Genomic DNA, 25,195 nt, shown 5'->3' on the forward strand with positions numbered 1-25,195 from the left:
GCCAATCGGAAAACATTTATTGTGCAATGCAGCTATGCGGCCAGCGCGTTGGTCTCATTGCCGAGGCCGCCCGCCAGCTGAGTTTCGATATCACGTAGCTCGCGCCTTTTCTCCTTCAGGTCGTCAGCGAACGCGAACGCTCCTCCGTCTCGCGAACGGTACGAGGCCAGCCGGCGCCCGGCCTCTTCGAGACGTCGGCGATACTGATGCTGTTCCTGATCGAACCCATCGAGTCCATGTTCCAGCCGTGAGATCGCGCCTAATGGAGTGACCGTGATTGCAAGGTCGATCTGATACTCTGCGCCAGTGCGCTGGAGCAACGTCTCGTAGTGATAGCCATCGCCCTTGCCAAAACGCTCACCCTCATAGACCAGATCGAAGCCGCCGATCGTGGCGAGATGCACCTCGCCCTCATGCTGGCGCTGCAGAAGCGTGAGGATTTCCTTCATCAGCGCCCGGCCGGCCTCCTTGCGCTCGGCATGTTCTTTACCGAGCACCGTCATGGTGAAGGCTTCGCCGGTGGTCGACTGTAGCCGCGCGATGTCCTGGCTGATTTCGTCGATCCGCCGCGTCGAGACCTCGATTTCGCGCTCTGCATCTCGCATCTGCCGGCGGACGGCGTATTGATCGTCCTCGTGGGCGGCCCGCAGCCGTTCGAGCCGTGCGATATCGGCCTCCAAGCCTGCCTTCTGCATCAACCGTTCATCGCCAGATGCGATCGCCTTGGCCATAGCGAACTGGTTGGCCGCCCCTTCACCAACATCTTCCAGCCGCCGAATCGAGGTGTCGCCTGACAGGGCCGCGGCGATGAACCGAGCCTTACGCTCATTGTTCTGCCACATCGATGCATCGAGCGAGCCTTCCGTCGCATAGGCGAAAAGATCGACCTCGTCGTGCTGGTTGCCCTGGCGCACGATCCGGCCTTCCCGTTGCTCGATCTGCGACGGCAGCCATGGCACATCCAGGTGATGGAGCGCCTTCAGCCGAAGCTGGGCGTTGACCCCGGTGCCCATCGTCTCCGAGCTTCCAATGAGGAACCGTACCTTGCCAGCGCGGACGTCGCCGAACAGCCGCTGCTTGGCTTCGGTCTTCTTGTAGTCCTGCATGAAGGCGATTTGCGATGCCGGCACGCCGAGCCGGATCAGCTCGTCGCGGATAAAACGATAGGCCGAGAAGCCGCGGGACTTTTCGACATTGATCGTGCCGAGATCGGAAAAGATCATCTGGGCAGCACCGGGCAGTTCGAAGGTCTTCCCATCGGGGCGCCGATAGATTGCCTGCCCGGTCTCCTTCCAGATCCGGTGGGCATTGCGGACCAAGCGATTGAGTTTATTGTCCTCCTCGTTTTCAGCTGCCGGCATGACGAAGCGCAGGTCGATTGCGGCATGCCGTCCATCGGTGATCACCGATAGAAGAATGTCATCACCGGGCTTGGCCGGTCTCTCACGCTGCTCGATCGCCTTGATCCGCGCGTCAAGCATCTGCTGATAGGTCTTGAAAAGAGCCGTCGGTTTGGCGGTCAGGATCTGCCGGCGCCCGGTCGAGATGTTGGGGACCTTCACATATTGCCTGAGATCGTCAGGCAGGACGACATCCGCAAACGAGCGGAACATGGCGATCAGTTCGGGAACATTGACGAAGGAAGCGAAGCGGCTGACCGGCTTATATTTGCCGGATGGCTGGATCTCTAGTTCGGTAGTCGTGTCGCCAAAGCAGGACGCCCAGGCGTCGAATTCATGCAGCCCGCGCTCAGAAAGCGCTGCATGGCCGAGCAAGCGCTGGATCGAGAACATCTCCCCGAGAGTATTTGTGATGGGGGTGCCAGAAGCGAGTACGAGCGCGCGGCCGGGGTTCCTCGTTTCGATATAGCGGGACTTCACATAGAGATCCCAGGCGCGCTGCGAGCCGTTCGGATCGATGCCCTTCAGCGTCGACATGTTGGTGGCAAAGGAGAGCTTGCGGAATTCCTGCGCCTCGTCGACGACGATCTGGTCGACACCGATTTCTGAGATCGTCAGAAGGTCGTCTTTGCGGGTCGCCAGACCTTCGAGCCGCTCCTGCAGACCTTCCTTCAACCGCTCGAGGCGCTTGCGCGAGACGCGGTCCTCCCTATCGACCTTGGCCATCAGACCCTCGTAGAGCTGCAGCTCGTCCTGAATCATCTGTTGCTCGAAGGCCGATGGCACGGCGATGAAGCGAAATGCCGAATGCGTGATGATGATCGCATCCCACGTTGCAGTCGCCGCACGCGACAAAAACCGGGCGCGCTTGTCCTTGGTGAAGTTGGTCTCGTCAGCGACGAGAATGCGGGCATTCGGATAGAGGCCTAAAAACTCGCGGGCGGCCTGCGCCAGGCAATGACCGGGCACGACCAGCATCGCCTTGGCGATCAGGCCAAGCCGCCGCTGTTCCATGATGGCCGCCGCCATCGTCATCGTCTTACCGGCGCCGACGGCGTGGGCAAGATAGGTCGAGCCATCGGCAATGATCCGCCAGATGCCGCGTTTCTGGTGCCCATACAAAACAAAGGCGCCAGAGGCGCCAGGGAGTTTCAGGTGGGAGCCGTCGAATTTCCGCGGCGCGATGTTGTTGAAGCGATCATTGTAATCGCGAGCCAGCCGGTCGGTGCGATCCGGATCGGTCCAGACCCAGTCCTGAAACGCCAGCTTGATCTTCTGAAGCTTGTCGCGCGCGGCTTCGGTATCGACGACATTGAGCACTCGGCGCTCGCCGCCGGCATCCTTGAAGACGTCGAAGATCTGAGGGACCCTGCTGTTGAGCGCGTCAGAGAGCAGGTCACCGGCGTGGCGGCGGCTCGTTCCCCATTCCGATGTGCCAGCGGCGCTGTAACCAAGCTGCCGTGCCTCCACCGTCCAGGACCCAAGCTCTGGCATGTGGTAGATGCGGATTTCCGCCTCCATCTTTTGCCTGACGAAGGCCACGACATCGGCGGCCGGGATCCACGGGGCGCCGAGGCGGGCTGTGATGTCGGATGGCCGGAGATCAGCCGGCTGGACTTCCTGAAGCGCGCGGACATTGCGCTCATACGTCGGATCGAGCTCGGCTGCGGCCTGCGCGGCGGCGAACTTTGTGCGGACGGCCCCTGAGAGATATCCGTCTGCCGTCTTCCACGATCCATCGGCCGGATTACGGAAGATGGCCTCGCCCAGCTCGTCGACCACATCAGCAGGATCGCTGTGCAGCAGCTCGGCGACATGGTCGATATCGACGTGGCCTCGTTCATTCAGCACGACAGCGAGCGCATCGGCAGGTGAGGTAATCGTCGGTGCGGCTGGCGGAGCAATCACCCGTTCGGAGAATATCGGGCCGGGTCTTGCCGTGTCGGTCTCCAGATCGTAGTCCTCGATCGAGGCGACCAGCCAGCAATCGGGATCGTCGCGAAACGACGCGAGGTTCGGTTGGCGATGAGTTTCCTTGACCTCGCCGGTCTCGATATCCTCATGAACGGACACGACTGTGTGGTTGATCGGCCCGAAATCGCGCACAAAACTCGACCAGGCGATGCGCAATCGCACCTGGAGATCGCGCCATGGCCGATCGGTTTCCTGCGCCTTCAGGACCTTGCGCACTGCATCGCGGATCGGGATCAGCTTTGAGACGATCCGGACGTGCTTTTCCGGGACCCCATCGCCTGAGCGACCCTTGCGGACGGTGACCGGCACGGCCGATCCGTCAAGCATCTGCATCAGGCCCTTCGACCGGTCGAGGAAGAAGCTGCCCTCGCGAACAGTCCCGCCGTTCGGCTGCAGATCGATGATCTCGCCGAGTTCTTCCTCCAGATCAATATCGATCGGTGTCGGCTCGCTGTCATAGAGATCAGCCGGCAGAAGCTCGATGGCAGTGGCAAGGGCGGCTTCAAGATCCTCTCCATCGCGTGGGCGGCATGTGTAGGTCTCGCCGAACGGGCCGGAGGTCAGGGCGTGTGTACCGAGCACGAAGTCCGGATGCTGACTAAACCAGCGATTGACCCTGATCGCGCCTTCGTCGTCGGTGGCCGGCCTGATCTCATCGACATCGAGCCACAGCTGATTTCCCTCCGGCTCTCCGGGCTTGCGCTTGCGGAAGAAGAGGATGTCGACGACAACATCCGTGCCGGCGTCGCGACGGAAGCTGCCTTCGGGCAGGCGGATCGCTGCGATCAGATCGGCGGACTTGGCGATATGCTCCCGTGCCGTGATATCGGCCTTATCCATGGTGCCATGCGAGGTGGCGAAGGCGGCGAGCGCGCCGGGCTTCAGCAGGTCAATCGACCGGGCGATGAAATAGTCGTGCAAACGAAGGCCAAGCGACCGGTAAGCGCGGTCAGAGCGGACAGTACGATCGGAAAAGGGCGGGTTGCCGATGGCGAGATCGTAGATCGGCGCCAGATCGGTGCGGGCGAAGTCGCCGCTGATGATGCGCGCCTTTGGCTGCAGCAGGCCGACGATACGCGCCGTGACACGGTCGAGTTCGATCCCAGTGACGTAAGCGGTGTCACGATATGGCTCCGGCATCAGGGCCGGGAAGAGGCCCGTGCCAATGCCCGGCTCGAGTACCCGGCCGCCGCGCCAGCCAAGTTTTGCGATCCCCGCCCAGATCGCCCGGATGATGAACTCGGGCGTGAAATGCGCATATTGGGTGCAGCGGGCGAGCGAGGCGTAATCTGCCTCCGAGACAGCGGTTTCGAGCGAGGAGCCGAGATCATCCCAACCTTTGCGGAAATCGACCTCGCCCGGTCGGCGAAACATGCCATTGGCCAGCTCGCCGGCGCCGAAGCCGGTGAACCGGATCAGTTGCGCCTGCTCCTTGGGTGTCGCCGGCCGGTCTTGCTTGGCAATGCCGTCGGCGACGAGGATCGCTACGACATTGGCGCGGGCGCGATCCTTCCAGGAGGCGGCCAGCCCGCGGTCGCCGTCGAGATGGAAGTTTGCTCGAAGCCTTGCGCGCCGGACAGGCGTGGCAGCGACGGGGAGGGCGGGTGCAGGTGCTGGCGGCAGGGGATCCGGATCGTCGTCATTGGCGGCATCAGGCGAGAACCCGCCGAACGCTGTCACGCCAAGTCCGAGGCCGGACGAAAGCACGCTCGAGCCGAACATGTCTGATGTAAAGGGATCGTTGCTCATGGGAAAGCTCCTTGAAATGAGGGCGTGCGCCATCGCTCGGCCACCGAGAAGGCCGCTATCGGCGCGAAATTTGCGAATGATGATCTGGCTCAGGCGGCCAGGGCTGAGGGGAGGTGGCGTAGATGCACCGGCAGCTTTGCCGCGATCTCGTCGTCAGACAGGGTGTCGAGCAGTTTCAGGAACGTGCCTTCACTGCCACCGTAGAGCATCACCGTACGATGGCCCTGCATCGCCGTCGGCCAACACGCGCCGGCATAGCCTCGATAGTCGTCGGTTGTCGTGCTCCAGATATGCTCGAGCCGCTCTTCCCGGCTCATCCCCCGGACTGGTCGGGTTTCGCGGTCAATGATTGCGGTCCGCATCGCCTCCACAGAGGCCAGATCCGAGAGGTCGCAGTAGGTGTGAAAATAACGGACCGCTTCATCAATCCGGATCGCGTAAAACACCGAGGTCACCGAACCGCTCATGAACTCCCGCATCGCAAAGATCGGCCCGCGCATCCAGAGCGGCGGCAGAATGTCGAGCATATAGGAGTAGGAGGTTTCATCGATCTCGAACCATTCGCCGGCATAGACGGCAGACTGGTCGCCAGCAAAGCGGTCGGGGCGCATCGTGTGCCTGTCGAACATCCGGAACATGTCGGCGCGCTTGGCCGCTCCTTGAAAGATTTTGCGGGGAAGGGCTCTCGAGGTCATCAGCTTAATCCTTTCGGGGTTTAGGACCAAAGGCAGCAATGTGGTTTCAACCTCGCCATCCTCTTCAGTCCTTCATGACCCCTTCCGCGCTGCCGGCCTCGTGTCCGGCCGGGTCAAGGGCCGGCGCATGCCGGGCGGAGCCTCCCTTGATGCGGCCGGCGCGCATGCGGCAGTCCTCGTTGTTCTTCCCGCTCTTCCTTTCCCGCTTTTCCCTTTCCCTGTTTTGGAGAACTTCGTTCCAATCCTCCGCCGGCGGACGCAATCGCTGCCAATCGCAGCCGGACGCCTCGGCGAGCACCCGCAATCGTTCTGCATAGACATCCCCTTGGAAATTCGCATCCGTGGCCGCGACCAGTGTCAGTCCCGGCCGCACAGCAAGTTCGGCAAGCGCCGCATCTGTCGCCGGAGACCACCCACCGCCAGTGCTCAGATATAGAGTTTGCTCGCGCGAGCCCTCGAGTGCCGCAAGGCTCATCGCGTCGATCGCGGCCTCGGTAACGCAAAGACGAGAGGCATCGCTTGGTCCAAAACGGAAAAGAACCTTCGAGCCCCCGGTGGCAAAGCCACGCCAGTCGGGACCGCGCTCTTCCCAACCGACGACGCGACCCTCGCTATCGACATGGGCCGCCCACATACTGCCGAAGGGGCCTTCCCGCAGGACACCCTCTCGAATAGCCTGCCGGGCGATGGCCGTCGGGATCCAGCGCCCCCAGCACAGATAGCGCCAGGTACCGGATCCGGGCGAAGGCGTGGGCCGGCTGCGCCAACGATCGCCGATGTCTTTTATGGGCACTGAAGACCGCAAGGACCTCCATGCCGGCCGGGAGAGTTGATACCCGACAATTGACGCGACCGCTTCCGTTGCGGACGGGAATGGAATTCCTTCCAGGAACATGGCAAGGCCGAAGACATCGCCTTTCTCGTCGCTGAGCGGATCGAACCAGCCGCGTCCGTCATGCGTGACAATGACGATGGTGTCGCCACGCCGGTATTTGACGGCGCGTCGCGTGCTTTCCTTCAGATCGATTTCATAGCCGGCTCGTTCCAGCACGGCTTCGCAACTGACCTTGGCGCGCAGCGCCTCCAACTCTTCTCGTTTCATCTTTTTTCCTCAGCCGCGACGCGGCCATCCGTTCTTCATGCCCGCAATGTGCGGGCCACCCTCCACTCGCCGCGAAGAGCAAAGGGGGCAAGGGCGCAGCAAGCAACTGACAAATGTTGCAGCACATTGCTGCGGCGAAGCTTCCCTTGCGGCCGACAGGTCGCCAGCGGCAGGGACATGCGGGTCTCAATGAGACCCGCGGGGGAAATATTCATGCACGATCTCAAGATCGTCTTCGTCATCGAGTTCGTCGGAGGGAAGGACGCCGAATTCGTCGCCGGATTTGAATAGTGTGACGGGAACCATGAGGATGCGGGAAAGCGAAAATGCGTGGCTTTGTGCGAGTGCAAGATCCTGTGCCATGTGAGAAACCTCCGTCCGGAGCGGGCCGATCCCGCTCGATGGCTCCTCAAAGGACCAGGGACGGTCGCGATCACCGCGCAGTCGAAGACAAGCGGCGGCAGCTTGCTAGCCGACCCCGATAGTGGGTTGATCGACGGAGATCCGGACCTGGTCCAGGACGCCATCCATAAAGAGCGGGATTGGTTTGCTTCGGCGGGAATTGAGGTATGCGGCGGAGATGGTTCACGGAAGCCAGCTCAGCATTTGTTGCCGAGCATCTGTCTGACCAGCCCACCAGTCAGCGACGGCCGGCTTTCTCCTGATCGGACAAGGCTTTGAGAACAGCGAAGTCCATCTCAGCGCGTGGCTCTATCCGGGCTATTTCGCTGGCGACTTTCGACCAGTGCCAGAACTCGTCGAGATCATCAATGGACCGGCTATGGAACGCACGGCGCTGTGCTTCGTAGTAGGATCCTGCTGGATCCGAGATTGCGAGAAGCCTCGCATCAGCCTGCCATCGCCGCCGTATTGCCCGGCGATGTGCGAGCCATCGTCTGAGGAAGCGGATCATCTATCTCTCGAGACCGGTGGCGATAGAGGCAAGTTACCACAAACTCCGAATGATAGAGAGGTGGTATTAAATACACTATTTCAATAGCTTAGCAAAAATTGCATAAGCATATTTATGGAACTATCGTCCGCCTCGATAATTGAAGCTTTCCAGCAAGGACTGTATGACTGATAGACCATTATGTCCGGCGATCTCAAGATCAACGTAGGACAACAACATGCGCTCGTGATCGCGCAGTAAACGCAATTGCACTAAATCTGATGACGGGCCGTGAATGTACAGGTCGTCAAATTCCTGCACAAATGGTTTTAGAACGTCGCGAAACTGATGTAGCCAGCCGTTCCAATCGTCCGGCTGTATGTCTGCGAGAAGATGCCTGGTAAGTTCAATAACACGCGCGTTCTCCACCGGCCGCACTTCGTATCGCTCCAGGAGTTCACCAAGAGCATTTCCGACGAGTTGCTCTACTATTGAGAGCGTCTGAAAATCTTGTGCCTTATCGGGGAAGAGAATTGCCATCTCTCTAAACAATATTTCACCGACGAGTTCCCCAAAATGAGCCTCTCGCAGCTTCTCGGTATATTCTTCAATTTTCATTGTCCCTACATCTCCGAGTAGACCGGCCCTTCGCCACCCTGCGGCGGAGCCCAGGTGATGTTCTCGTTGGGGTCCTTGATGTCACAGGTCTTGCAGTGGACGCAGTTCTGGGCGTTGATGACGAAGACTTGCCTGCCATCCTTTTCCACCCATTCGTAGACGCCCGCCGGACAGTAGCGCGACGACGGGCCGGCATAGATATCGTGCTCGGACCGTTTCTGCAGGTCCATGTCCTTCACCTTCAGATGGACCGGCTGGTCCTCCTCATGATTGGTGTTGGACAGGAACACCGACGACAGGCGGTCGAAGGTCAGCACGCCGTCGGGCTTGGGATAGTCGATCTTCTTGTGCTTGGCCGCAGGCTCCAGCGAAGCCGCGTCGGTCTTGCCGTGCTTCAGCGTGAACGGCGAGCTGCCGAAGATCTGGTTGATCCACATGTCGAGACCGCCTAGCGCCACGCCCAGCGCCGTGCCGAACTTCGACCACAGCGGCTTGACGTTGCGCACCCGCTTCAGGTCCTTGCCGATGTCGGAGGCGCGCCAGCTGTTTTCGATCTCGATCACCTCGTCATGAGCGCGACCGCTCGCCATCGCTTCCGCCAGCTTGTCGGCCGCTAGCATCCCCGACAGCACTGCATTGTGGCTGCCCTTGATGCGCGGCACGTTGACGAAGCCGGCCGAACAGCCAATCAGCGCACCGCCGGGGAAAGTAAGCTTCGGCACAGACTGCCAGCCGCCTTCGGTGATGGCACGGGCGCCATAGGAGATCCGCTTGCCGCCCTCGAACGTTCCACGAATGGCCGGATGCGTCTTGAAGCGCTGAAACTCCTCGAATGGGTAGAGATAGGGATTCTTATAGTTCAGGTGGACCACGAAGCCGACGGCGACGGTGTTGTCTTCGAGGTGATAAAGGAACGAGCCACCGCCGGTCTTCATGCCGAGCGGCCAGCCGAACGAATGCTGGACGAGGCCCTGTTTGTGGTTCTCGGGCTTGACCTGCCAGAGTTCCTTGATGCCGATGCCGAATTTTTGCGGTTCGCGATCCTTCTGGAGATCGTACTTCGCGATCAGCTGCTTGGCGAGCGAGCCGCGCACGCCCTCGCCGATCAGCGTGTACTTGCCGAGAAGCTCCATGCCGCAGGCAAAGCTAGGGCCTGGCTCGCCGTTCTTCTCGATGCCCATGTCGCCGGTAGCCACGCCGATGACCGAACCGGCCTCGTTGTAGAGAACTTCAGTCGCGGCAAAGCCGGGGTAGATTTCGACGCCGAGTTCCTCCGCCTTGGTGGCCAGCCACCGACAGACATTGCCGAGCGAAACGATGTAATTGCCGTGATTGCTCATCAGGCCCGGCATAGCGGCATTGGGGAGACGCAGGGAGCCGGCCGGACCGAGCAGCAGGAACTGGTCGTCGGTAACCAGCGTCTTGAAGGGATGATCCGTCTCCTCGCGCCAGCCCGGCAAAAGTCGGTCAATGCCAACAGGGTCGACCACAGCGCCGGACAGAATATGCGCGCCGACTTCGGCGCCTTTTTCCAGCACGACAACGGACAGCTCCGGATTGACCTGCTTCAGCCGGATCGCAGCCGAGAGACCGGCCGGTCCGGCACCGACGATCACCACGTCGAATTCCATGCTTTCGCGTTCAGGCATCTCTCTCATTTAGCGCGGGCCTCATTACCTACGAGAATTTTGGTGGCGTCTTGCCGGCCTTACGGTGGGCGGCGATAACGGTATTTGCCATTAACATGGCGATTGTCATCGGACCGACGCCACCGGGAACAGGGGTGATGGCACTGGCGACCTTGGCGCATTCATCGAATGCGACGTCACCGACGAGGCGGGACTTACCCTCACCCTTTTCCGGAGCATCAACGCGGTTGATGCCAACATCAATGACTGTCGCGCCGGGCTTTACCCAGTCGGCCTTTACCATCTCCGCACGGCCTACTGCGGCAACAAGGATATCCGCATTCCGGCAGACACTGGCGAGGTCTTTCGTGCGTGAATGCGCCGTCGTGACAGTGGCATTGGCGGCGAGCAGCAGGGCCGACATTGGTTTACCGAAAAGGTTGGACCGGCCGATCACGACCGCGTTGAGGCCTGAGAGGTCTTGACCGTGGACATGGCGAACGAACACCATCGCGCCAGCGGGCGTGCAGGAGAGGAGCCCGCCATCCAGGTCACCCGTCGTGACCTTGCCGGCGTTGACAACATGCAAGCCATCGACATCCTTCTCCGGGCTGATCGACTGAATGACTGGCTCGGAGCTGAGATGTTTAGGCAGTGGCAGTTGCACAAGGATGCCGTGGATCGCTTCATCGCCATTCAGTGTCTCGATCAGACGCGCAAGCTCTTCTTGCGTCGTCTCTTCCGGTAGCGTGTGCTGAACGGAAAGGAAGCCGCACTCCTTCGCCATCTTGCTTTTTGACGTAACATAGGCGCGGCTCGCTGGATCATTGCCGACAATCACAACGGCAAGACCAGGTGTGACGCCCGCCTCCTTCTCCAGGACCTCAGTGGAAGTCTTCACCGAGTCAATCACAGACCCAGCAATCTGCTTGCCGTCGATAATTCTCCCCATCGGTCAGCCCATCCGTTCCGAAACGAAGGAGCCTGGGCTCGCCGGGAATACCACCGTCCGGTTCCCGTTGATGAAGGTGCGGTGATGGATGTGCGCGTGGATGGCGCGGGCCAGCACCTGGCTTTCGACGTCACGACCAATCGAGATGTAATCCTCGGCTGACTGCGCATGAGTGATGCGGGCGACGTCCTGCTCAATGATCGGTCCTTCGTCAAGATCGGCCGTAACGTAATGCGCCGTCGCTCCAATCAGCTTCACACCGCGCTCGAAGGCCTGCTTGTAGGGGTTAGCGCCCTTGAAGCTCGGCAAGAAGGAATGATGGATGTTGATAATCTTGCCCGACATCTTCTGGCACATCTGATCAGACAGGATCTGCATGTAGCGAGCGAGCACAATGAGTTCGGTGCCGGTCTGCTCAACCACGTCCATGATACGGGCTTCCGCCTGCGGCTTGTTGGCCTTAGTCACCGGGATATGGTGGAAGGGGATGTCGTGGTTCACGACGACCTTCTGGTAGTCGACATGATTGGAGACGACGCCGACGATCTCGATCGGCAGCGCGCCGATCTTCCAGCGGTAGAGCAGATCGTTGAGGCAATGGCCGAAACGCGACACCATCAGCAACACCTTCATTTTTGTGTCGCCGCTATGGAAGTCGCTGATCATGCCAAACTTCTTTTGGACGGGCTCAAAAGCCTCTGTGATCTCCTGGATACCTACACCTTGTTCACTAGTGAAGGTAAGTCTCATAAAGAACATGCCCGTGTTGAGATCGTCGAACTGCGAGGAGTCAACGATGTTGCAGCCTTTTTCCGCCAGCAACCCGGTAATAGCGGCCACAATTCCGCGGGTCGATACGCATGATACGTTGAGGATGTACGTGTTCATTTTCAGGTCCATTTGATTTGTGTTGATTAGATGGCCTGCGCAAGATCAGGTAGTGCCTCAAAGAGATCAGCCACGAGACCGTAGTCTGCGACCTGGAAGATTGGGGCTTCCTCGTCCTTGTTGATGGCGACAATGATCTTCGAGTCCTTCATGCCGGCGAGATGCTGGATGGCACCGGAAATGCCGACCGCGATGTAGAGCTGCGGAGCGACGACCTTGCCGGTCTGGCCGACCTGCCAGTCATTGGGTGCATAACCGGCGTCGACAGCGGCGCGCGATGCGCCGACGGCGGCGCCGAGCTTATCGGCAACAGGAAGGATGACCTCCTGGAATTTTTCCGACGAGCCGAGTGCGCGGCCACCCGAGATGATGATCTTTGCCGAGGTCAGTTCCGGACGGTCCGACGAGGACAAAGCATCGCCAACGAAGGAGGACAGGCCGGGATTGGCGGCAGCCGCGATGGCTTCAACCGCAGCCGAACCGCCGTCACCGTTCGAGGCGAAGCTGGCCGTGCGCACGGTGATGACCTTCTTGGCATCTCCCGACTGGACGGTCTGGATGGCATTACCGGCATAGATCGGCCGCTTGAAGGTGTCTGCCGAGACGACCTCGGTGATTTCCGAGATCTGCGCCACGTCGAGCAGGGCCGCGACGCGCGGTGCGACGTTCTTGCCCACGGAGGTCGCCGCCGTGATGATGGTGTCATAGGCCGGCGCCAGCGAGACGATCAGGGCTGCCAGCGGCTCGGCCAGATTGTTGGCCAGATCGTCGCTATCGGCCAGCAGCACCTTGGCGACGCCCGACAGCTTGGCGGCTGCGTCGGCTGCGGCCTGCGCGCCCTTGCCGGCGACCAGCACATGCACGTCGCCACCGATCTTTGCGGCTGCGGTCAGCGTCTTGGCCGTCTGGTCCGAAAGCGTTGCATTGTCGTGGTCAGCCAGAAGAAGAATGGTCATGATCGTATATTCCTTTCCTGAACCTTACAGAAGGCCGGCTTCGTTTTTCAGCTTGTCGACAAGCTCGGCGACGGACTTGACCTTGATGCCAGCCTTACGACCACCCGGCTCTTCGGTCTTGAGGACCTTGAGGCGCGGCGTCGTGTCGACGCCGAAATCGGCGGGCGTCTTCTTGTCGAGCGGCTTCTTCTTGGCCTTCATGATGTTCGGCAGCGAGGCGTAGCGCGGCTCGTTCAGGCGAAGATCCGTAGTAACCACGGCCGGAAGCTTGATCTCGATGGTCTGCAGACCGCCATCGACTTCGCGCGTCACTTGCGCCTTGCCGTCGCCGATCTCTACCTTGGAGGCAAATGTGCCCTGTGCCCAGCCAAGCAGGGCCGACAGCATCTGTCCGGTCTGGTTGCTGTCGTCGTCGATCGCCTGCTTGCCGACGATGACGAGGCCGGGCTGTTCGGCTTCGACGACGCCCTTGACGATCTTGGCCACTGCCAGCGGTTCGATAACGTCATCGGTCTCGACCAGAATGGCGCGATCCGCGCCCATGGCGAGTGCCGTGCGCAGCGTCTCCTCCGCCTTGGCCGGGCCGATGGATACGACAACGACTTCGGACGCCTTGCCGGCTTCCTTCAGGCGCAGGGCTTCTTCGACCGAAATTTCGTCGAACGGGTTCATCGACATCTTGACGTTGGTAAGCTCGACGCCCGAACCGTCCGTCTTGACGCGGATCTTCACGTTGTAGTCGACAACGCGCTTGACTGTGACCAGAATTTTCATGACCGATCCTCCTGCTCAAGCACGCGAACGGACGGACTTTGGGTCGTAGACGGCGGTCCTGCGAACCGTGACACCTGTCCCATCTTCCAGTGTGAGAACTTGTCCGTCGCCTGCGCAGGCGATCTGGACGTAAGCCAAGGCAAGTCCGTGCCCGACAGTGTGTCCATGCGCAGCCGAGGTGACTTTTCCGATGGCGTCACCACCAAGCTTCACCACCGTTCCAATGGCGGGAAGAACAGAACCGACAGGAAGTTCGAGAAGAACGAGCATGCGCTCCACTCCGTCCTGCTTCTGTCGTTCGACAACCGCCTTGCCAGGATAGGATGAGTCCTTCGGTTTCACGGTCCAACCCAATCCCGCTTCAACGGGTGTCGTGTCCTCACCGATATCCCGGCCCCAGATCGGAAAACGCTTCTCGATACGAAGCGAGCCCATCGACCCGGCCCCGCACGGCACGAGCCCGAGCGGCTTGCCAGCTTCCAGGAGGGCGTCATAGAAACTCTCGATGTGCTCGGTCGGCACCCAGAGCTCGTAGCCAAGTTCTCCGGTGAAACCCGTTCGCGTGACGATGACGTCGTCCACGCCGGCTACCGTTGCCTTCACCATCCCGAAACCAGGAAGCGCTTGGCCCGAAACATCCTCACTCGTAACGCGCTCCAGGCAGGCACGTGACTGCGGCCCCTGAAGGGAAAGCGACACGTATCGATATCCGAGCGAAACGACGTGCACGCCGTAAGGCTTTCCGCACTCCTTGAGGTAGGCTTCGACCTTTTCGACACGATGGGGCGCAGGAACGACCCAGAACGTGTCCGGCGCCGGACGATAGGTGATAACATCGTCGATGAAGCCGCCATTTTCGTTCAGGATGCCGCCATAGATGCCCCTTCCCGGAGCGACCTTTGACATATCCGCCACGAACGTCTCGTTCAGAAATGTCTCGGCTTTTGCGCCTGCGACTTCGACAAGAAACTGCCCGAAAATCTCGAACAGGCCTGCCGCGTTTCGCACGGCCTCATGTTCTGATTTCGCATCCGTAAAGACGTTGGCGGTGAGAAAATGGGCCTTCTCGGCCATCTCGGCATTGCGCGCCTTGAAGGCGTGATAAAGCGGCGTCCGTTTTGCGGTCATGATTGTCGATCCCTTCGATCTCAGAGAAAAAGTGTTGGGCGCTCGCGCTTGAAAACGCGGTCATCGGGCTCCGTGCCTAGCAGTTCGCGCGCATGACGATGGCCGGAATAAACAGCGCCCTGAATGATGCCCGGACACTCTGCATCGCCGATGGTCCGGTAAGGCAAGCCTTGTGCGGTGAGCGCCTCGCCAAGACGCGTGTCAGGCAGCCGTGTGCCCACGGCGACCAACGTCGCACCTGCAATTGCCGGTAGCGCCTCCCCCGTGTCACCTCGGCTGACAGCAAGCCCTTCCCCGCTCCAGCCGGTTGCGACGCTGTTCGGATACATACGCACACCGGCGGCTTTCATCTCGGCAACCATGCGGGGTTGCTCAAGCGTATGCCCCATCCAGGCCGAAAGGGATGGCATGGGAGTTACCAGGTGCACGGCGTGTCCCCTGGCAGCAAGATCCGCCGCCAGCGCATTGGCCATGTAATAGTGATCGTCGTCGTAGATGACGACTGAATGGGCTATGGCAGCACCGTCCATGACATCGTCGGGCGTCAGAGCTGCACCCGCGAAACCAGGTATTGGAGTGAGGCGCGTTCGCCCAGCCCCATCGCCGCGCCATGGAGCACCGGTTGCGAGGAGGACATGGTCAGCCCCGAACTCAGCAATGCCATCGGCATCCAGCTCGCTACCGGGATAGAGATTGACGTTGGGCATCTGCTGAAGCTGATACAGCCGATAGTCCTTGACCCGCCCCCAGGAAGCAAGACCCTTAATCCGAGCCTCGCGCGCTGAGCGACCACCCATTTCCTCGGCGCGTTCAGCCACCGTCACCTCGTGGCCCGCCTTGGCAAGAACGAGCGCCGCCTCAAGACCCGCAGGTCCAGAGCCCACGATCAGTACGGTCTTTGCATTGCCGGCCGCAGGGATTTTCTCAGGGTGCCAACCGCGACGCCATTCTTCGGAAATCGTCGGATTTTGCGTGCATCGCAGTTCCACCCCGATCGTCTCAACCGCGACGCAAATGTTGCAGCCAATGCACTCTCGGATGTCTTCGATCCGGCCTTCACGGATTTTTGCAGGCAGGAATGGATCCGCAATAGACGGACGGGCGGCACCGATGAGATCGAGGACCCCGCGCCTGATCTGGCTAACCATTGCATCGGGGGAGGTGAAGCGCCCGACGCCCAGGACCGGTTTGCCGGTTACCTGCTTCACAAAGCTGGTAAATTCCTCCTGGAAACCTTCGGCATCATAGCGAGCCGTGCCGCTGTCTCGGCTCCAGGACGAGACATTCACATCCCAAAGGTCAGGTAGGTCGGCGAGCGCCTCAACGACATCCCTGCCCTCGCCGCTATTCAGGATACGCTTCGGGCCGGAAAGCTCATGCACGGCAAAGCGCACCGCAACAGCCATGTCGTCACCCGCTTCATCCTTGGTTTCCTCCAGCACTTCACGGAAAAGCCGCAACCGGTTTTCAAAGCTGCCGCCATACTCATCTGTGCGGAAGTTGTAAGCAGGAGACAGGAAGTGCCACAAAATCGAGGCTTCGTGCGAGGCATAGACATAGACGATGTCATAACCGGCGGCCTTTGCCCGTCGCGTTGCCGCGCGGTACATCTGTCGCAGATTGCGGATATCTTCTTTGTCCATAGCCTTTGCCATGAAGGGCATGTCCGGCTTCAGGATAGGGACGACGGATGGCCCCATCGCCGGATATCCTGTTGATATCCCCCGCGAACGAATTCCCGTATGCGCAAGCTCAATCGAGGCGAGCGCTCCATGAGAATGGATTCGCTCGACAGATCGCGCATGCGCGGCAACGTCGCCCTCGTCCCAAAGCCGCTCATATGGCAAACCGGCGAGATCAGAAGTAGGATCGATTTCGCTCAGATGCATTGCGACAATGCCCCAACCGCCTTCGGCACGGGTTTCGCGAATGCCAATGGCTCCGTTCGGCATCAAATAGCTGTGGCCGATTGCATGCGGCATCGATACGAAGCGGTTTGGCGCGGTGACCGGCCCGATCTTCAGCGGCTCGAAAAGTATTGAATAGCGCGGATCCATCACATCTTTACCGCGTCATCTTGATGGTGCCGTCAGCAATCCACCGATCGATGACCTCGAGCACCTTTTCTGAGAAGGCCAAATCGTTGATGTGGCAATCGAGCACCGAAAGCTCGATCGGATCGACCATCACCTTCCGATACTCGTCTACCATTTCGGCAAGCGCTTCCGGATCATGCGCGGGCATGCCCTCAACGTCCCAGGCATGAATACCCTGCGTCGGAAGCACGAAATGGACCGGCCCCGAGGACTGCTGCAGCCGGTGAGCCACTTCACGAGCAAGTTCGCGGCGTTCATCCGCAGTCAGCGAGGCAGAGGCGAGCAGGCGGTTGTGAGCATGATAGGGCCGATCCCGGAACCGTTCGGGCACGGGCTGCCATGTCGCGAAGTCGATCATGTCGCCAAAGGCGGGTGCGGCAATGATCGGTGTGCCCAAGCGGCCGGCAGCCGTCATGCGGTTGGCGCCCGCGTTCACGACAGAACCGACCATAAGATTGCCGATCTCGGCCACCGCGAGCTCCAGCACTGCCGCGAAGTAACCTTGCTCCGCGAGGCTTTCCAAAGCCATGCCCCCCATGCCAGTTCCATGAAAGACTGCGACGGAAAAGCCGCGGTCGATCAACGGCTGTCGCAAGTGAATCATATAGTGAAGCGCGGAAGAGCCGAAGCTCACCATACCGATGACTGGCCGGTCCGGGTCAGGCGGCTCCACTGCGAGCGCCGCGCCATAGATGGCGCCGGCCGCCTGGCTGAGCGTCGCCTTGCAGATGTCGTTGAGGCCGTAGAGACCGCCAGCCCACAGTATCATCTGGATATCCGCGGAAAGCCTATCCGGCGCAATCAGCGGTGAAAACGCGATCGTCGAGACGACATATTTCGGAACGCCGATCGGCAGCGCACGGGCACAATCCAATGCAAGGTCGGTACCCATGGTGCCCCCAAGGGCAATCATGCCGTCGATGCGACCTTCGGCATAGAGTCTGGCGCAGAGCGTGGACGCACCAGAAGCCATGATCTGCATGGCCAGATTCTCGTCACCGGCGTTCACCGCCTCATCGATAGTCTTTCCAATTGCGGCAGTGACCTCGTGCTTGGAAATATCCGTTGGTTGCGACGGATCCCCAAGCACGCTGACGTCCATCGAGATCACGTTCCCACCCAGCTTCTTGATGCAATCAGCGACGTAGTTGAGCTCCTGATCCTTCGTGTCGTAAGTGCCGATCACGAGGATTGTTTTTATTGCGCTCATCTTCAGTTCCCCTTCTTTTGTGTGAATCAGCCCCGCATGATCGTCCCGGCTGGATCATAAAAAGCGCCGAGTTGGACCCGGAGCGGATAAAGCTTGCCTGCCACCTGCACCTCGAAACGACCTTCATCGATCCAATCCTTGGTGACGCCGTTCTCGCGGTTAAGAGAAGCAAGTCCAATCATCGCGTTCAGTCTCCAGCCCCAGCCCCCGGAGGTAATATGACCAACGAGTGCGCCATCCTTGAAGACCGGCTCGTTGTGAATGAGATATGGACCTGTTTCAGCGGACGCACCCTCTACCAACACGGAAACGCTGCGATGCGGCGTGGCGGCACCATACGACTGCTTCTGGCGCATCAGCGCCTCGCGACCGACAAAGCCTTCCTTAGCGAGCTTCACAGCAAAGCCGAGGCCCGTTTCGATTGGCGTGTCTTCCTCACCGATATCGTGGCCGAAGTGCCGGAAGCCCTTTTCGAGGCGGCAAGCACCGAGTGCAAACATGCCGGCGTGGCGCAGACTTAGTGGAGCGCCGGCACGCATGATTTCGTCGTATACGTGCGCCGTGAACTCGCTCGAAATCATCAACTCATAACCGAGCTCGCCCAGGAACGAGCGGCGGATGGCCCAGACGCGCGCGAAGCCAAGGTCAATCTCGCGCGCCGCGCCGAACGGGAATGCCTCATTGGACAGGTCGTCCGCCGAAAGCTGCTGGAGGATCGCACGGGACTGCGGGCCGTGTATGGTCAAAAGACCATAGGCCGAGGTCGCGTCGAAAATCTCGAAGCGCCAGGCGTGTTCTGCATGGGCGCGAATGTGGGTTTGGTCGCGGATCTGGCTTGGATGACCGGTCACGACCATGAACTGTTCCGCGGCGATGCGGGTCACGGTGACATCCGCTTCGATCCCGCCCTTCTCGTTGAGGAACTGCGTGTAGACCGAGGTGCCGACCGCAACATCGATTTCGGCGCCGGAGACACGGTTCAAAGCCTTGACGGCATCCGGTCCCTGCACGAGGATCTTTCCGTACATCGACTGGTCAATGAGCACCGCATGATCGCGTGCTGCAAAACACTCTGCCTTGACCCGTTCCGACCAGTCCTGCCAACCCAGACTTGCACGCTCAGTCCAGCTCGGGTTTTCGAGGTCGAAGTACATCGGCACTTCCCAGCCGATACGCTCGGCCATAACGGCCCCGGCCGCAAGTAGACGGTCATGCAGCGGTACCCGGCGAACGCCGCGCGCTGTCTCGATCTGCCGGCCCGGCCAATGCAAGCCCCAATGAAGACCGACGCCTTCGGTCACACGCTCGGCATTGTAGGCCATGTTCTTCTGGAAAGGATGCGCTCGTGCGGCCAGCATCGAGGCGACAGCGCGCGGTGGTTGGCCCTCCGTCATCCAGGCTGCCATGGTGAGCCCGACACCGCCAGAATTGAGGATGCCGTTCGAGTTCATGCCGGCGGCGATGAAGAGCCCGGGCATCTCCGGAGCGGGACCGATGTATGGCCGTCCGTCCGGTGTAAAGCTCTCCGGTCCATTAAAGAAGGTCTGGATACCCATCGTTTCAAGAGCCGGGAAACGCGTAAAGAATTTCTCCAGTACCGGCTCCACATGATCCATGTCGAAGGGTAGCTCGTCGAATTCGAAACTCTCTGGGATGCCCTCGCGACCCCAGGCCTTGCCCCGTGCTTCGAAGCCACCGATCAGAAGTTTGCCGGCATCCTCCTTGGTGTAGAGCCGTTCCTCAAGAACGACGAGACCGGGCAATGTGCGCGGCAGGTCAGGAATGGCTTCGGTGAGGATGTAGAAATGTTCGGCCGCGTGGAGCGGAACGGTCACGCCATGCTCGGCGGCAAAACGCAGCGACCACATGCCCGCCGCCAGAAGAACCTTCTCCGTTGCAATAACGCCCTGATCTGTCTCGACGCCGACCACCTTGCCGTTCCGTGTCAGGATACGAATGGCCTTAGTGTTCTCGAAGATTTGTGCGCCTCGCGCCTTGGCGCCTTTTGCCAGCGCCTGGGTCACGTCAAGTGGATTGACCTGCCCGTTCGAGGGAACAAGGAAGCCGCAATGCACATCGGACGTGTCGACGAGTGGCCAAAGCTCGTTTATGTCCTCGACCGAGAGAATGCGACTTTCGATCTTCATGCGGGCCGCATGATCCTGATTCCGGAGCAGTTGCTCGGCGCGGATATCCGACAAGGCCAGATGCAGGGTTCCGTTCTGCTTGTAACCGGTTGCCTGTCCTGTTTCGATTTCCAGTTCTGTAAAGAGGCGCGCAGTATATTTCGAAAGCTCGGTCTGCGCTGAGCTCTCACGCAACTGGCCAACAATGCCGGCCGCATGCCACGTAGTGCCGGACGCAAGCTGCTTGCGTTCCAAAAGGACGGCTCCTTCCATCCCCTTCTTCGCAAGGTGATAAAGTGTCGAGACACCGATGATGCCGCCGCCAATAATGACGGCCGGTGCGGATGGCGGAAGCGCTTTGGTTACGGTCACAGCTGTATCCATGCAGTTTTGAGGTCGAGATATTTATCGAGTGCGTGCGGAGACTTGTCATGGCCATTGCCAGACTGCTTGACACCACCAAGCGGCACGGTGAGGTCCGAGCCGCCATAGGTGTTGACGTGTACCAAGCCAGTGCGAAGGCTCTCCACCATTCGATGCGCCCGCGAAAGATTGGAGGTCCAAACCGCAGACGCCAGGCCGAAATCGGTGCCATTTGCCACGCGGATAGCATCCGCTTCGTCGGTAAAAGGCGTGATGGCGAGGACAGGGCCAAAGACCTCGTTCCGCGAAACTTCCATTTCCGGACGAACATTCGACAGGACGGTCGGCGCCATGAACCACCCTCCCGTCTCCTGCAGGATGCGGCTGCCGCCGGTTAGAAGCTCAGCACCTTCCATTTGAGCCCGCGCGGCAAAGCCGAGACTACGGTCCAGATGTGTCTCAGAGTTGAGGGCGCCGGCTTCGGTCGTAAGATCAAGCGGATCTCCGACCTTCATGGACGCCGCAATCGCTGCCACCTTGTCTGCGAACTGGTCGGCAATTGACGCCTCGACCAGGAGACGCGACCCGGCAATGCAGACCTGGCCGGAATTACGGAAGATGCCGTAAGCAGCGACCTTCGCTGCCTTGTCCAGGTCGGGCGCGTCGGCAAAGACAATGTTCGGGCTCTTGCCACCAAGTTCGAGATAGACCCGCTTCAGGTTGGAATGGGCGGAATATTCAAGGAGTTTTCGCCCGACGCCACCGGATCCGGTGAAGGCCATCACGTCGACGTCCATCGACAACCCAAGTGCTTCGCCGGCGACAGCGCCCTGTCCCGTTACGACATTGAAGACACCAGGCGGAACGCCGGCTTCAAGCGCTAGCTCGGCAATCCGCAGCAATGTGAGCGAAGCGGTCTCCGCAGGCTTCAGCACGACACTGTTGCCGGCTGCGAGCGCCGGCGCAATTTTCCAGGCGCCGATCATCAGCGGGAAGTTCCACGGCACAATGACAGCCACCACGCCAACCGGGTGCCTGTGCACCAGTGCGAGCACATCGCTCTGGGTCGGCGCAATCTCGCCGTATGTCTTATCGATCAGTTCCGCATAGTAACGGAAAGTCGAGGCCGCACTCATTGGTTCGGCCTTCAACGCCATGGCGATCTCGGTGCCATTGTCGCGCACGCCAAGCACGGCGATCTTCAAGGCTTCTTTCTCGATGAGATCGGCCAGCTTCAGCAGCACCTTCTTGCGGTGGGCAGGCGCCGTCCGCGACCAGACACCCGCCTCAAAGGCGGCGCGGGCCGACTGGCAGGCGAGATTGACATCTTCCCGACCCGCATCAGCAAGGGTCGTCAGCCGCGTGCCGTCAAGCGGCGAGAGAACATCAAGCTCTTGACCGGATAAGGCGGAGCGAAACTTACCGTCAACAAGAAGCCCTTGCGGCGGGATGTGATCCCCCCGCATCGCATTGATCTCGTTCTGCATCAGTGCGCCTCCACAGTCTTGTTCCTGAAGTGGTTCCAGCTGAACGTGACGACGGCGACCACAGCGAGCGTAAGAAACGTCGCGGCAAGCGGACGCGTCAGGAAGATTGACGGATCTCCATTGGAGATACTGAAGGCCTGCTTGATCCTGCCTTCCATCATTGGTCCGAGCACAAGCCCGACAACCATCGGGAAAGCCGGCACTCCGTTCTTCAACATGAAGCGGCCCACAATGGCGAATGCCAGTGCGACCAAACCGTCCGTAATGCGGAAGTTCTGCGTATATGTGCCGATAAAGCCCAGAATCATGATCGCCGCGCCGATAACGCGTGGCGAGATTGACGACAGGCGCACGACATATTTGGTGAAAATCAGCAGGAATATCATCACGAAGATGTTGAGCAGGAACAGTGAAATATAGAGGCCAGAAATGAAGTCCGCATGCTCAACGAAAAGCTGCGGCCCGGGCACGATGTTGTGGATCATGAACACCGCTAGCAGCATAGCCATCAGCGGATCGGCCGGAATGCCCAACGAAAGCAGCGGCACGAGAACGGTCGAGGTGCAGGCGTTGATGGAGACTTCGGACGCCACCAGACCTTCGGGCGAGCCCTTGCCAAACTCCTCCGGCTTCTTCGAGAAGCGGCGGGCAAGCGAATAGGATAGGAACTGAGCCCCGAATTCGCCGACCCCCGGAAGCAGCCCCATAACGAGCCCGATGAGCGATGACCGGATCACGGTTGCGCGGTACTTGAAAACTTCGAGTAGACCAACAAACCGTCCGGTCGACGAGAGGTTCTCCGGTACTTTTGGCGGCGACTTTGTTTCGAGCAAGATGAAGGCTTGGCTCAGCGCAAAGAGGCCGATGACCATTGGCACCATTGGAATACCGCCCAGCAGCCAAGTCTGGTCGAAGGTGTAGCGCAGCGTATGGTGTGGGCTCTCGAAGCCGACGGTTCCGAGGAACATTCCGATGCCAAACGTCAAGATCGCGCCCCGGATATTCTGGTGATGCGCAAGAACGACCGAAACCGATGCGAGGATCATGACCGCCGCGAATTCCGGCGGACCGAATTTCGCAGCAATCTTGGCCATGAAGGGGGCCAGGAAAATCAGTGCGAGGATCGAGATTATACCGCCGACGAAGGACGATGAGTAGGCGAGCGACAGTGCCCGCATTGGATGGCCCTTCTGGGCGAGCGGGTAGCCGTCATAGGTCGTCAGCACGTTTACGGGTGTTCCTGGGACCCTAATCAAAATTGCCGGGATGGCGCCGCCATACCATGCACCACCATAGCATCCGAGCAGGAGGATAATGCCCGGTAGCGGCTCCATGGTGAGCGTGAATGGCAAGGCGATAGCCATTGCGCCGGCTGGCTCCATGCCTGGAATTGCGCCAACCAGGATGCCGGCGATCGCACCGATCAGGAGCGCAGCGATTACCTGCCAGTGCGCGACTTCCTGGAAGCCGAGGATGATCGAATCCATCATAGGTATTCTCCAAGCGCGTTGCCTACCCAGTCAGGGAAGAGAAGCATGATCGGGGGGAGTGGGAACCAGATGCCGAGGCCGACGCGGAAGGCGAGAACAATCGCCACGGTCACAGCGAGCCCGATAAGGCTCCACTTCGCGCCCCGAAGACCAGACATGTAATATAAGGCCTGCATGAAGAGGATGGAGGCCAACGTGAACCCAATCAGCCATACCCCTCCGATGAAAGCCAAGAAGGCGGCCGCATAGGCAAAAGACCTTCCCATTCCTGCAAAGGCTTCCTTTGCCTTCGCAGAAAATCCCGGCTTCCGGCGCAGCCTAAGATAATCGAAGGCCAGTCCGCCGCCGCCGAGAAGGGCGACGACCAGCACAATGAAAGGCCAGGACCACGGCTCCTGGATCCAGCCGAGTGGACGTTTGCCTGCGACCGTTGCGAAGGGCAGAAGAATGAGCGCGAACGCTGCGAAAATACAAAATAGGGTCCCTGCCGTGGATGCGGCTTCAGGTGTGACGTCATCCTCAAACTGCGGCGTTTCCGCATCCGCAGCTGTTGGGATGTGATCGACATGGACAGTCATGGCGCGATATCCTGACATGTTATAGACCGAGGACGGTCGGGCTTTCCGGACGAGGAGCCCGACCGATGTGAAGACTTATTTCTTCATCTTCGAGAAGAGGTCTTTGACCGCTTCGAAGTCCTTGTCGATACGTGCCTGCGCCTCGGCAGAGCCCTGCCAGTAGACTTCGGCGCCGCTTGTTGCGGCGATTTGCTTTGCCTGCTCGGACATCATGGCCCTTTCCGCGATTGCGGCGAGCTTGTCCTTTACGTCTTGGGGCGTGCCCTTTGGTACAAAAAGCCCAGACCACAGAGAGAAGGTTGGACCCGTGATCTGGTCGCGCAGCAGAGGCGCTTCAGGAAAGACCGAAATCGGCTTTTCAGTATAGGCCGCGATGATCTTGATATCGTCCTTACAGGCCAGCACCAGCCCGACGGTGGAGTTCATTACGTCGGCATCGCCATTGGCAAGCGTCGTGCAGTCCGTCGCGTCGTAGCCTGTTTCAGTCGAGAACTTGAAACCGAGCTGGCGCGCAGCCTCAAACGTCTGCTGCGCAGGGATCGTCTCAAAGCCGAAATGGGCCAGCTTGACCGGGTTATTCTTCGCGTACTCGGCCAGTTCGGCAAGATTATTGTAGGGCGCGTCCTTCTTGGCGGCGAGGATAAAGGGGAAGTTCATATTGAGACCGACGACTTCCATGTCTTCGCGCCCGAAGGGCGTGATGCCCTGCACGATGTAGCTCGTCGGAATGTCGATCAGAAAGTTGCCAACCGTATAGCCGTCTGCGGCGGAGGTCAGCACAGACTGGGCACCTTCGACACCGTATCCGCCGGGCCGGTTTACTACCTTTGCGGGGACGCCTGTCTGCTTCGTAAACTCTTCGGCTATCACGCGAACAAGCTGGTCATCCACATCTCCCGGCGGCCAGGGTTCGATAATCGTTATAGGCCGCTCCGGGTATTCGGCTTGAACATTTCCGACCATTCCGGTTGACGCCATGAGCGCAATAAGAGCGCCGTTCAGGAAATTTTTCATTCGATTCCTCCAGTTGGGTTGCGTGCTGTTCCATTATTATCTACGCTGTTTCAAACATGTTGCATCCGCGACTAG

The 25,195-nt window shown here is 59.9% G+C and carries 19 protein-coding genes; all 19 read right to left on the reverse strand.

All coding sequences use genetic code 11. The features are described from left to right. Positions 1-32 precede the first annotated feature (32 nt). On the reverse strand, positions 33-5,123 hold the full coding sequence (locus A3AY_RS0113900) for a DEAD/DEAH box helicase family protein (RefSeq protein ID WP_018326271.1): 5,091 nt from the start codon (positions 5,121-5,123) through the stop codon (positions 33-35). 89 nt (positions 5,124-5,212) lie between these two features. Continuing rightward, the gene (locus A3AY_RS0113905; RefSeq protein ID WP_018326272.1) at positions 5,213-5,818 is read right to left on the reverse strand and encodes a DUF1419 domain-containing protein; all 606 of its coding nucleotides are present in this window, start codon (positions 5,816-5,818) and stop codon (positions 5,213-5,215) included. A 64-nt stretch (positions 5,819-5,882) separates the two neighbouring features. Then, positions 5,883-6,920: a DUF3991 and toprim domain-containing protein gene (locus tag A3AY_RS0113910; RefSeq protein WP_026203421.1), complete on the reverse strand. Its 1,038-nt coding sequence runs from the start codon at positions 6,918-6,920 to the stop codon at positions 5,883-5,885. Between the two features lie 186 nt (positions 6,921-7,106). Then, positions 7,107-7,283, reverse strand: coding sequence for a hypothetical protein (locus A3AY_RS39720; protein ID WP_018326273.1), 177 nt, complete (start codon positions 7,281-7,283; stop codon positions 7,107-7,109). A gap of 277 nt (positions 7,284-7,560) precedes the next feature. Further along, complete coding sequence (locus A3AY_RS0113920) at positions 7,561-7,833, reverse strand: hypothetical protein (protein WP_018326274.1); 273 nt, start codon at positions 7,831-7,833, stop codon at positions 7,561-7,563. 120 nt (positions 7,834-7,953) lie between these two features. Then, positions 7,954-8,430: a hypothetical protein gene (locus A3AY_RS0113925; protein WP_018326275.1), complete on the reverse strand. Its 477-nt coding sequence runs from the start codon at positions 8,428-8,430 to the stop codon at positions 7,954-7,956. A 5-nt stretch (positions 8,431-8,435) separates the two neighbouring features. Beyond that, entirely contained in the window at positions 8,436-10,088 is a 1,653-nt protein-coding gene (locus tag A3AY_RS0113930) for an electron transfer flavoprotein-ubiquinone oxidoreductase (protein ID WP_026203422.1), read from the reverse strand. Positions 10,089-10,107: 19 nt separating this feature from the next. Further along, a complete protein-coding gene (folD, locus tag A3AY_RS0113935) occupies positions 10,108-11,010 on the reverse strand; it encodes a bifunctional methylenetetrahydrofolate dehydrogenase/methenyltetrahydrofolate cyclohydrolase FolD (protein ID WP_018326277.1) in 903 nt (300 codons plus the stop codon). A 3-nt stretch (positions 11,011-11,013) separates the two neighbouring features. Beyond that, positions 11,014-11,898, reverse strand: a complete 885-nt coding sequence (gene purU / locus A3AY_RS0113940; RefSeq protein ID WP_026203423.1) for a formyltetrahydrofolate deformylase — start codon at positions 11,896-11,898, stop codon at positions 11,014-11,016. A 26-nt stretch (positions 11,899-11,924) separates the two neighbouring features. Then, entirely contained in the window at positions 11,925-12,854 is a 930-nt protein-coding gene (locus A3AY_RS0113945) for an electron transfer flavoprotein subunit alpha/FixB family protein (protein WP_018326279.1), read from the reverse strand. A gap of 24 nt (positions 12,855-12,878) precedes the next feature. Next, complete coding sequence (locus tag A3AY_RS0113950; protein WP_018326280.1) at positions 12,879-13,628, reverse strand: electron transfer flavoprotein subunit beta/FixA family protein; 750 nt, start codon at positions 13,626-13,628, stop codon at positions 12,879-12,881. A gap of 15 nt (positions 13,629-13,643) precedes the next feature. Next, positions 13,644-14,756 carry an aminomethyl transferase family protein gene (locus tag A3AY_RS0113955; protein WP_018326281.1) on the reverse strand — a complete coding sequence of 371 codons (1,113 nt, stop codon included), beginning with the start codon at positions 14,754-14,756 and terminating at the stop codon, positions 13,644-13,646. A gap of 20 nt (positions 14,757-14,776) precedes the next feature. Continuing rightward, positions 14,777-16,813 carry an oxidoreductase gene (locus tag A3AY_RS0113960; protein WP_018326282.1) on the reverse strand — a complete coding sequence of 679 codons (2,037 nt, stop codon included), beginning with the start codon at positions 16,811-16,813 and terminating at the stop codon, positions 14,777-14,779. 7 nt (positions 16,814-16,820) lie between these two features. Continuing rightward, positions 16,821-18,062, reverse strand: a complete 1,242-nt coding sequence (locus A3AY_RS0113965) for a Tm-1-like ATP-binding domain-containing protein (RefSeq protein WP_018326283.1) — start codon at positions 18,060-18,062, stop codon at positions 16,821-16,823. A 26-nt stretch (positions 18,063-18,088) separates the two neighbouring features. After that, on the reverse strand, positions 18,089-20,560 hold the full coding sequence (locus A3AY_RS0113970) for an FAD-dependent oxidoreductase (protein ID WP_018326284.1): 2,472 nt from the start codon (positions 20,558-20,560) through the stop codon (positions 18,089-18,091). After that, positions 20,557-22,038 (reverse strand): aldehyde dehydrogenase, encoded by a 1,482-nt coding sequence (locus tag A3AY_RS0113975; RefSeq protein ID WP_018326285.1) that lies wholly within the window; start codon positions 22,036-22,038, stop codon positions 20,557-20,559. Before A3AY_RS0113975 ends, A3AY_RS0113970 begins: the two co-directional genes overlap by 4 nt. Next, the gene (locus A3AY_RS0113980) at positions 22,038-23,528 is read right to left on the reverse strand and encodes a tripartite tricarboxylate transporter permease (protein ID WP_018326286.1); all 1,491 of its coding nucleotides are present in this window, start codon (positions 23,526-23,528) and stop codon (positions 22,038-22,040) included. Before A3AY_RS0113980 ends, A3AY_RS0113975 begins: the two co-directional genes overlap by 1 nt. Next, positions 23,525-24,106 carry a tripartite tricarboxylate transporter TctB family protein gene (locus tag A3AY_RS0113985; protein WP_018326287.1) on the reverse strand — a complete coding sequence of 194 codons (582 nt, stop codon included), beginning with the start codon at positions 24,104-24,106 and terminating at the stop codon, positions 23,525-23,527. The genes A3AY_RS0113980 and A3AY_RS0113985 overlap by 4 nt, the downstream gene beginning before the upstream one ends. A 75-nt stretch (positions 24,107-24,181) precedes the next feature. Further along, positions 24,182-25,120: a tripartite tricarboxylate transporter substrate binding protein gene (locus A3AY_RS0113990; protein ID WP_018326288.1), complete on the reverse strand. Its 939-nt coding sequence runs from the start codon at positions 25,118-25,120 to the stop codon at positions 24,182-24,184. Between the last annotated feature and the right edge of the window lie 75 nt (positions 25,121-25,195).

Origin of the sequence: Rhizobium giardinii bv. giardinii H152 (assembly GCF_000379605.1) — a bacterium.
GTDB classification, from domain to species: Bacteria; Pseudomonadota; Alphaproteobacteria; order Rhizobiales; family Rhizobiaceae; genus Pararhizobium; species Pararhizobium giardinii.

Bases quoted from the DNA above. Each gene is read 5' to 3' on its own strand.
- A3AY_RS0113930 (WP_026203422.1), bottom strand. From the start codon at position 10,088: ATGAGAGAGATGCCTGAACGCGAAAGCATGGAATTCGACGTGGTGATC.
- purU (WP_026203423.1), bottom strand. From the start codon at position 11,898: ATGAACACGTACATCCTCAACGTATCATGCGTATCGACCCGCGGAATT.
- A3AY_RS0113980 (WP_018326286.1), bottom strand. From the start codon at position 23,528: ATGATGGATTCGATCATCCTCGGCTTCCAGGAAGTCGCGCACTGGCAG.
- A3AY_RS39720 (WP_018326273.1), bottom strand. From the start codon at position 7,283: ATGGCACAGGATCTTGCACTCGCACAAAGCCACGCATTTTCGCTTTCC.
- A3AY_RS0113920 (WP_018326274.1), bottom strand. From the start codon at position 7,833: ATGATCCGCTTCCTCAGACGATGGCTCGCACATCGCCGGGCAATACGG.
- A3AY_RS0113910 (WP_026203421.1), bottom strand. From the start codon at position 6,920: ATGAAACGAGAAGAGTTGGAGGCGCTGCGCGCCAAGGTCAGTTGCGAA.
- A3AY_RS0113990 (WP_018326288.1), bottom strand. From the start codon at position 25,120: ATGAAAAATTTCCTGAACGGCGCTCTTATTGCGCTCATGGCGTCAACC.
- folD (WP_018326277.1), bottom strand. From the start codon at position 11,010: ATGGGGAGAATTATCGACGGCAAGCAGATTGCTGGGTCTGTGATTGAC.
- A3AY_RS0113950 (WP_018326280.1), bottom strand. From the start codon at position 13,628: ATGAAAATTCTGGTCACAGTCAAGCGCGTTGTCGACTACAACGTGAAG.
- A3AY_RS0113985 (WP_018326287.1), bottom strand. From the start codon at position 24,106: ATGACTGTCCATGTCGATCACATCCCAACAGCTGCGGATGCGGAAACG.
- A3AY_RS0113900 (WP_018326271.1), bottom strand. From the start codon at position 5,123: ATGAGCAACGATCCCTTTACATCAGACATGTTCGGCTCGAGCGTGCTT.
- A3AY_RS0113975 (WP_018326285.1), bottom strand. From the start codon at position 22,038: ATGCAGAACGAGATCAATGCGATGCGGGGGGATCACATCCCGCCGCAA.
- A3AY_RS0113945 (WP_018326279.1), bottom strand. From the start codon at position 12,854: ATGACCATTCTTCTTCTGGCTGACCACGACAATGCAACGCTTTCGGAC.
- A3AY_RS0113925 (WP_018326275.1), bottom strand. From the start codon at position 8,430: ATGAAAATTGAAGAATATACCGAGAAGCTGCGAGAGGCTCATTTTGGG.
- A3AY_RS0113960 (WP_018326282.1), bottom strand. From the start codon at position 16,813: ATGGATCCGCGCTATTCAATACTTTTCGAGCCGCTGAAGATCGGGCCG.
- A3AY_RS0113965 (WP_018326283.1), bottom strand. From the start codon at position 18,062: ATGAGCGCAATAAAAACAATCCTCGTGATCGGCACTTACGACACGAAG.
- A3AY_RS0113955 (WP_018326281.1), bottom strand. From the start codon at position 14,756: ATGACCGCAAAACGGACGCCGCTTTATCACGCCTTCAAGGCGCGCAAT.
- A3AY_RS0113905 (WP_018326272.1), bottom strand. From the start codon at position 5,818: ATGACCTCGAGAGCCCTTCCCCGCAAAATCTTTCAAGGAGCGGCCAAG.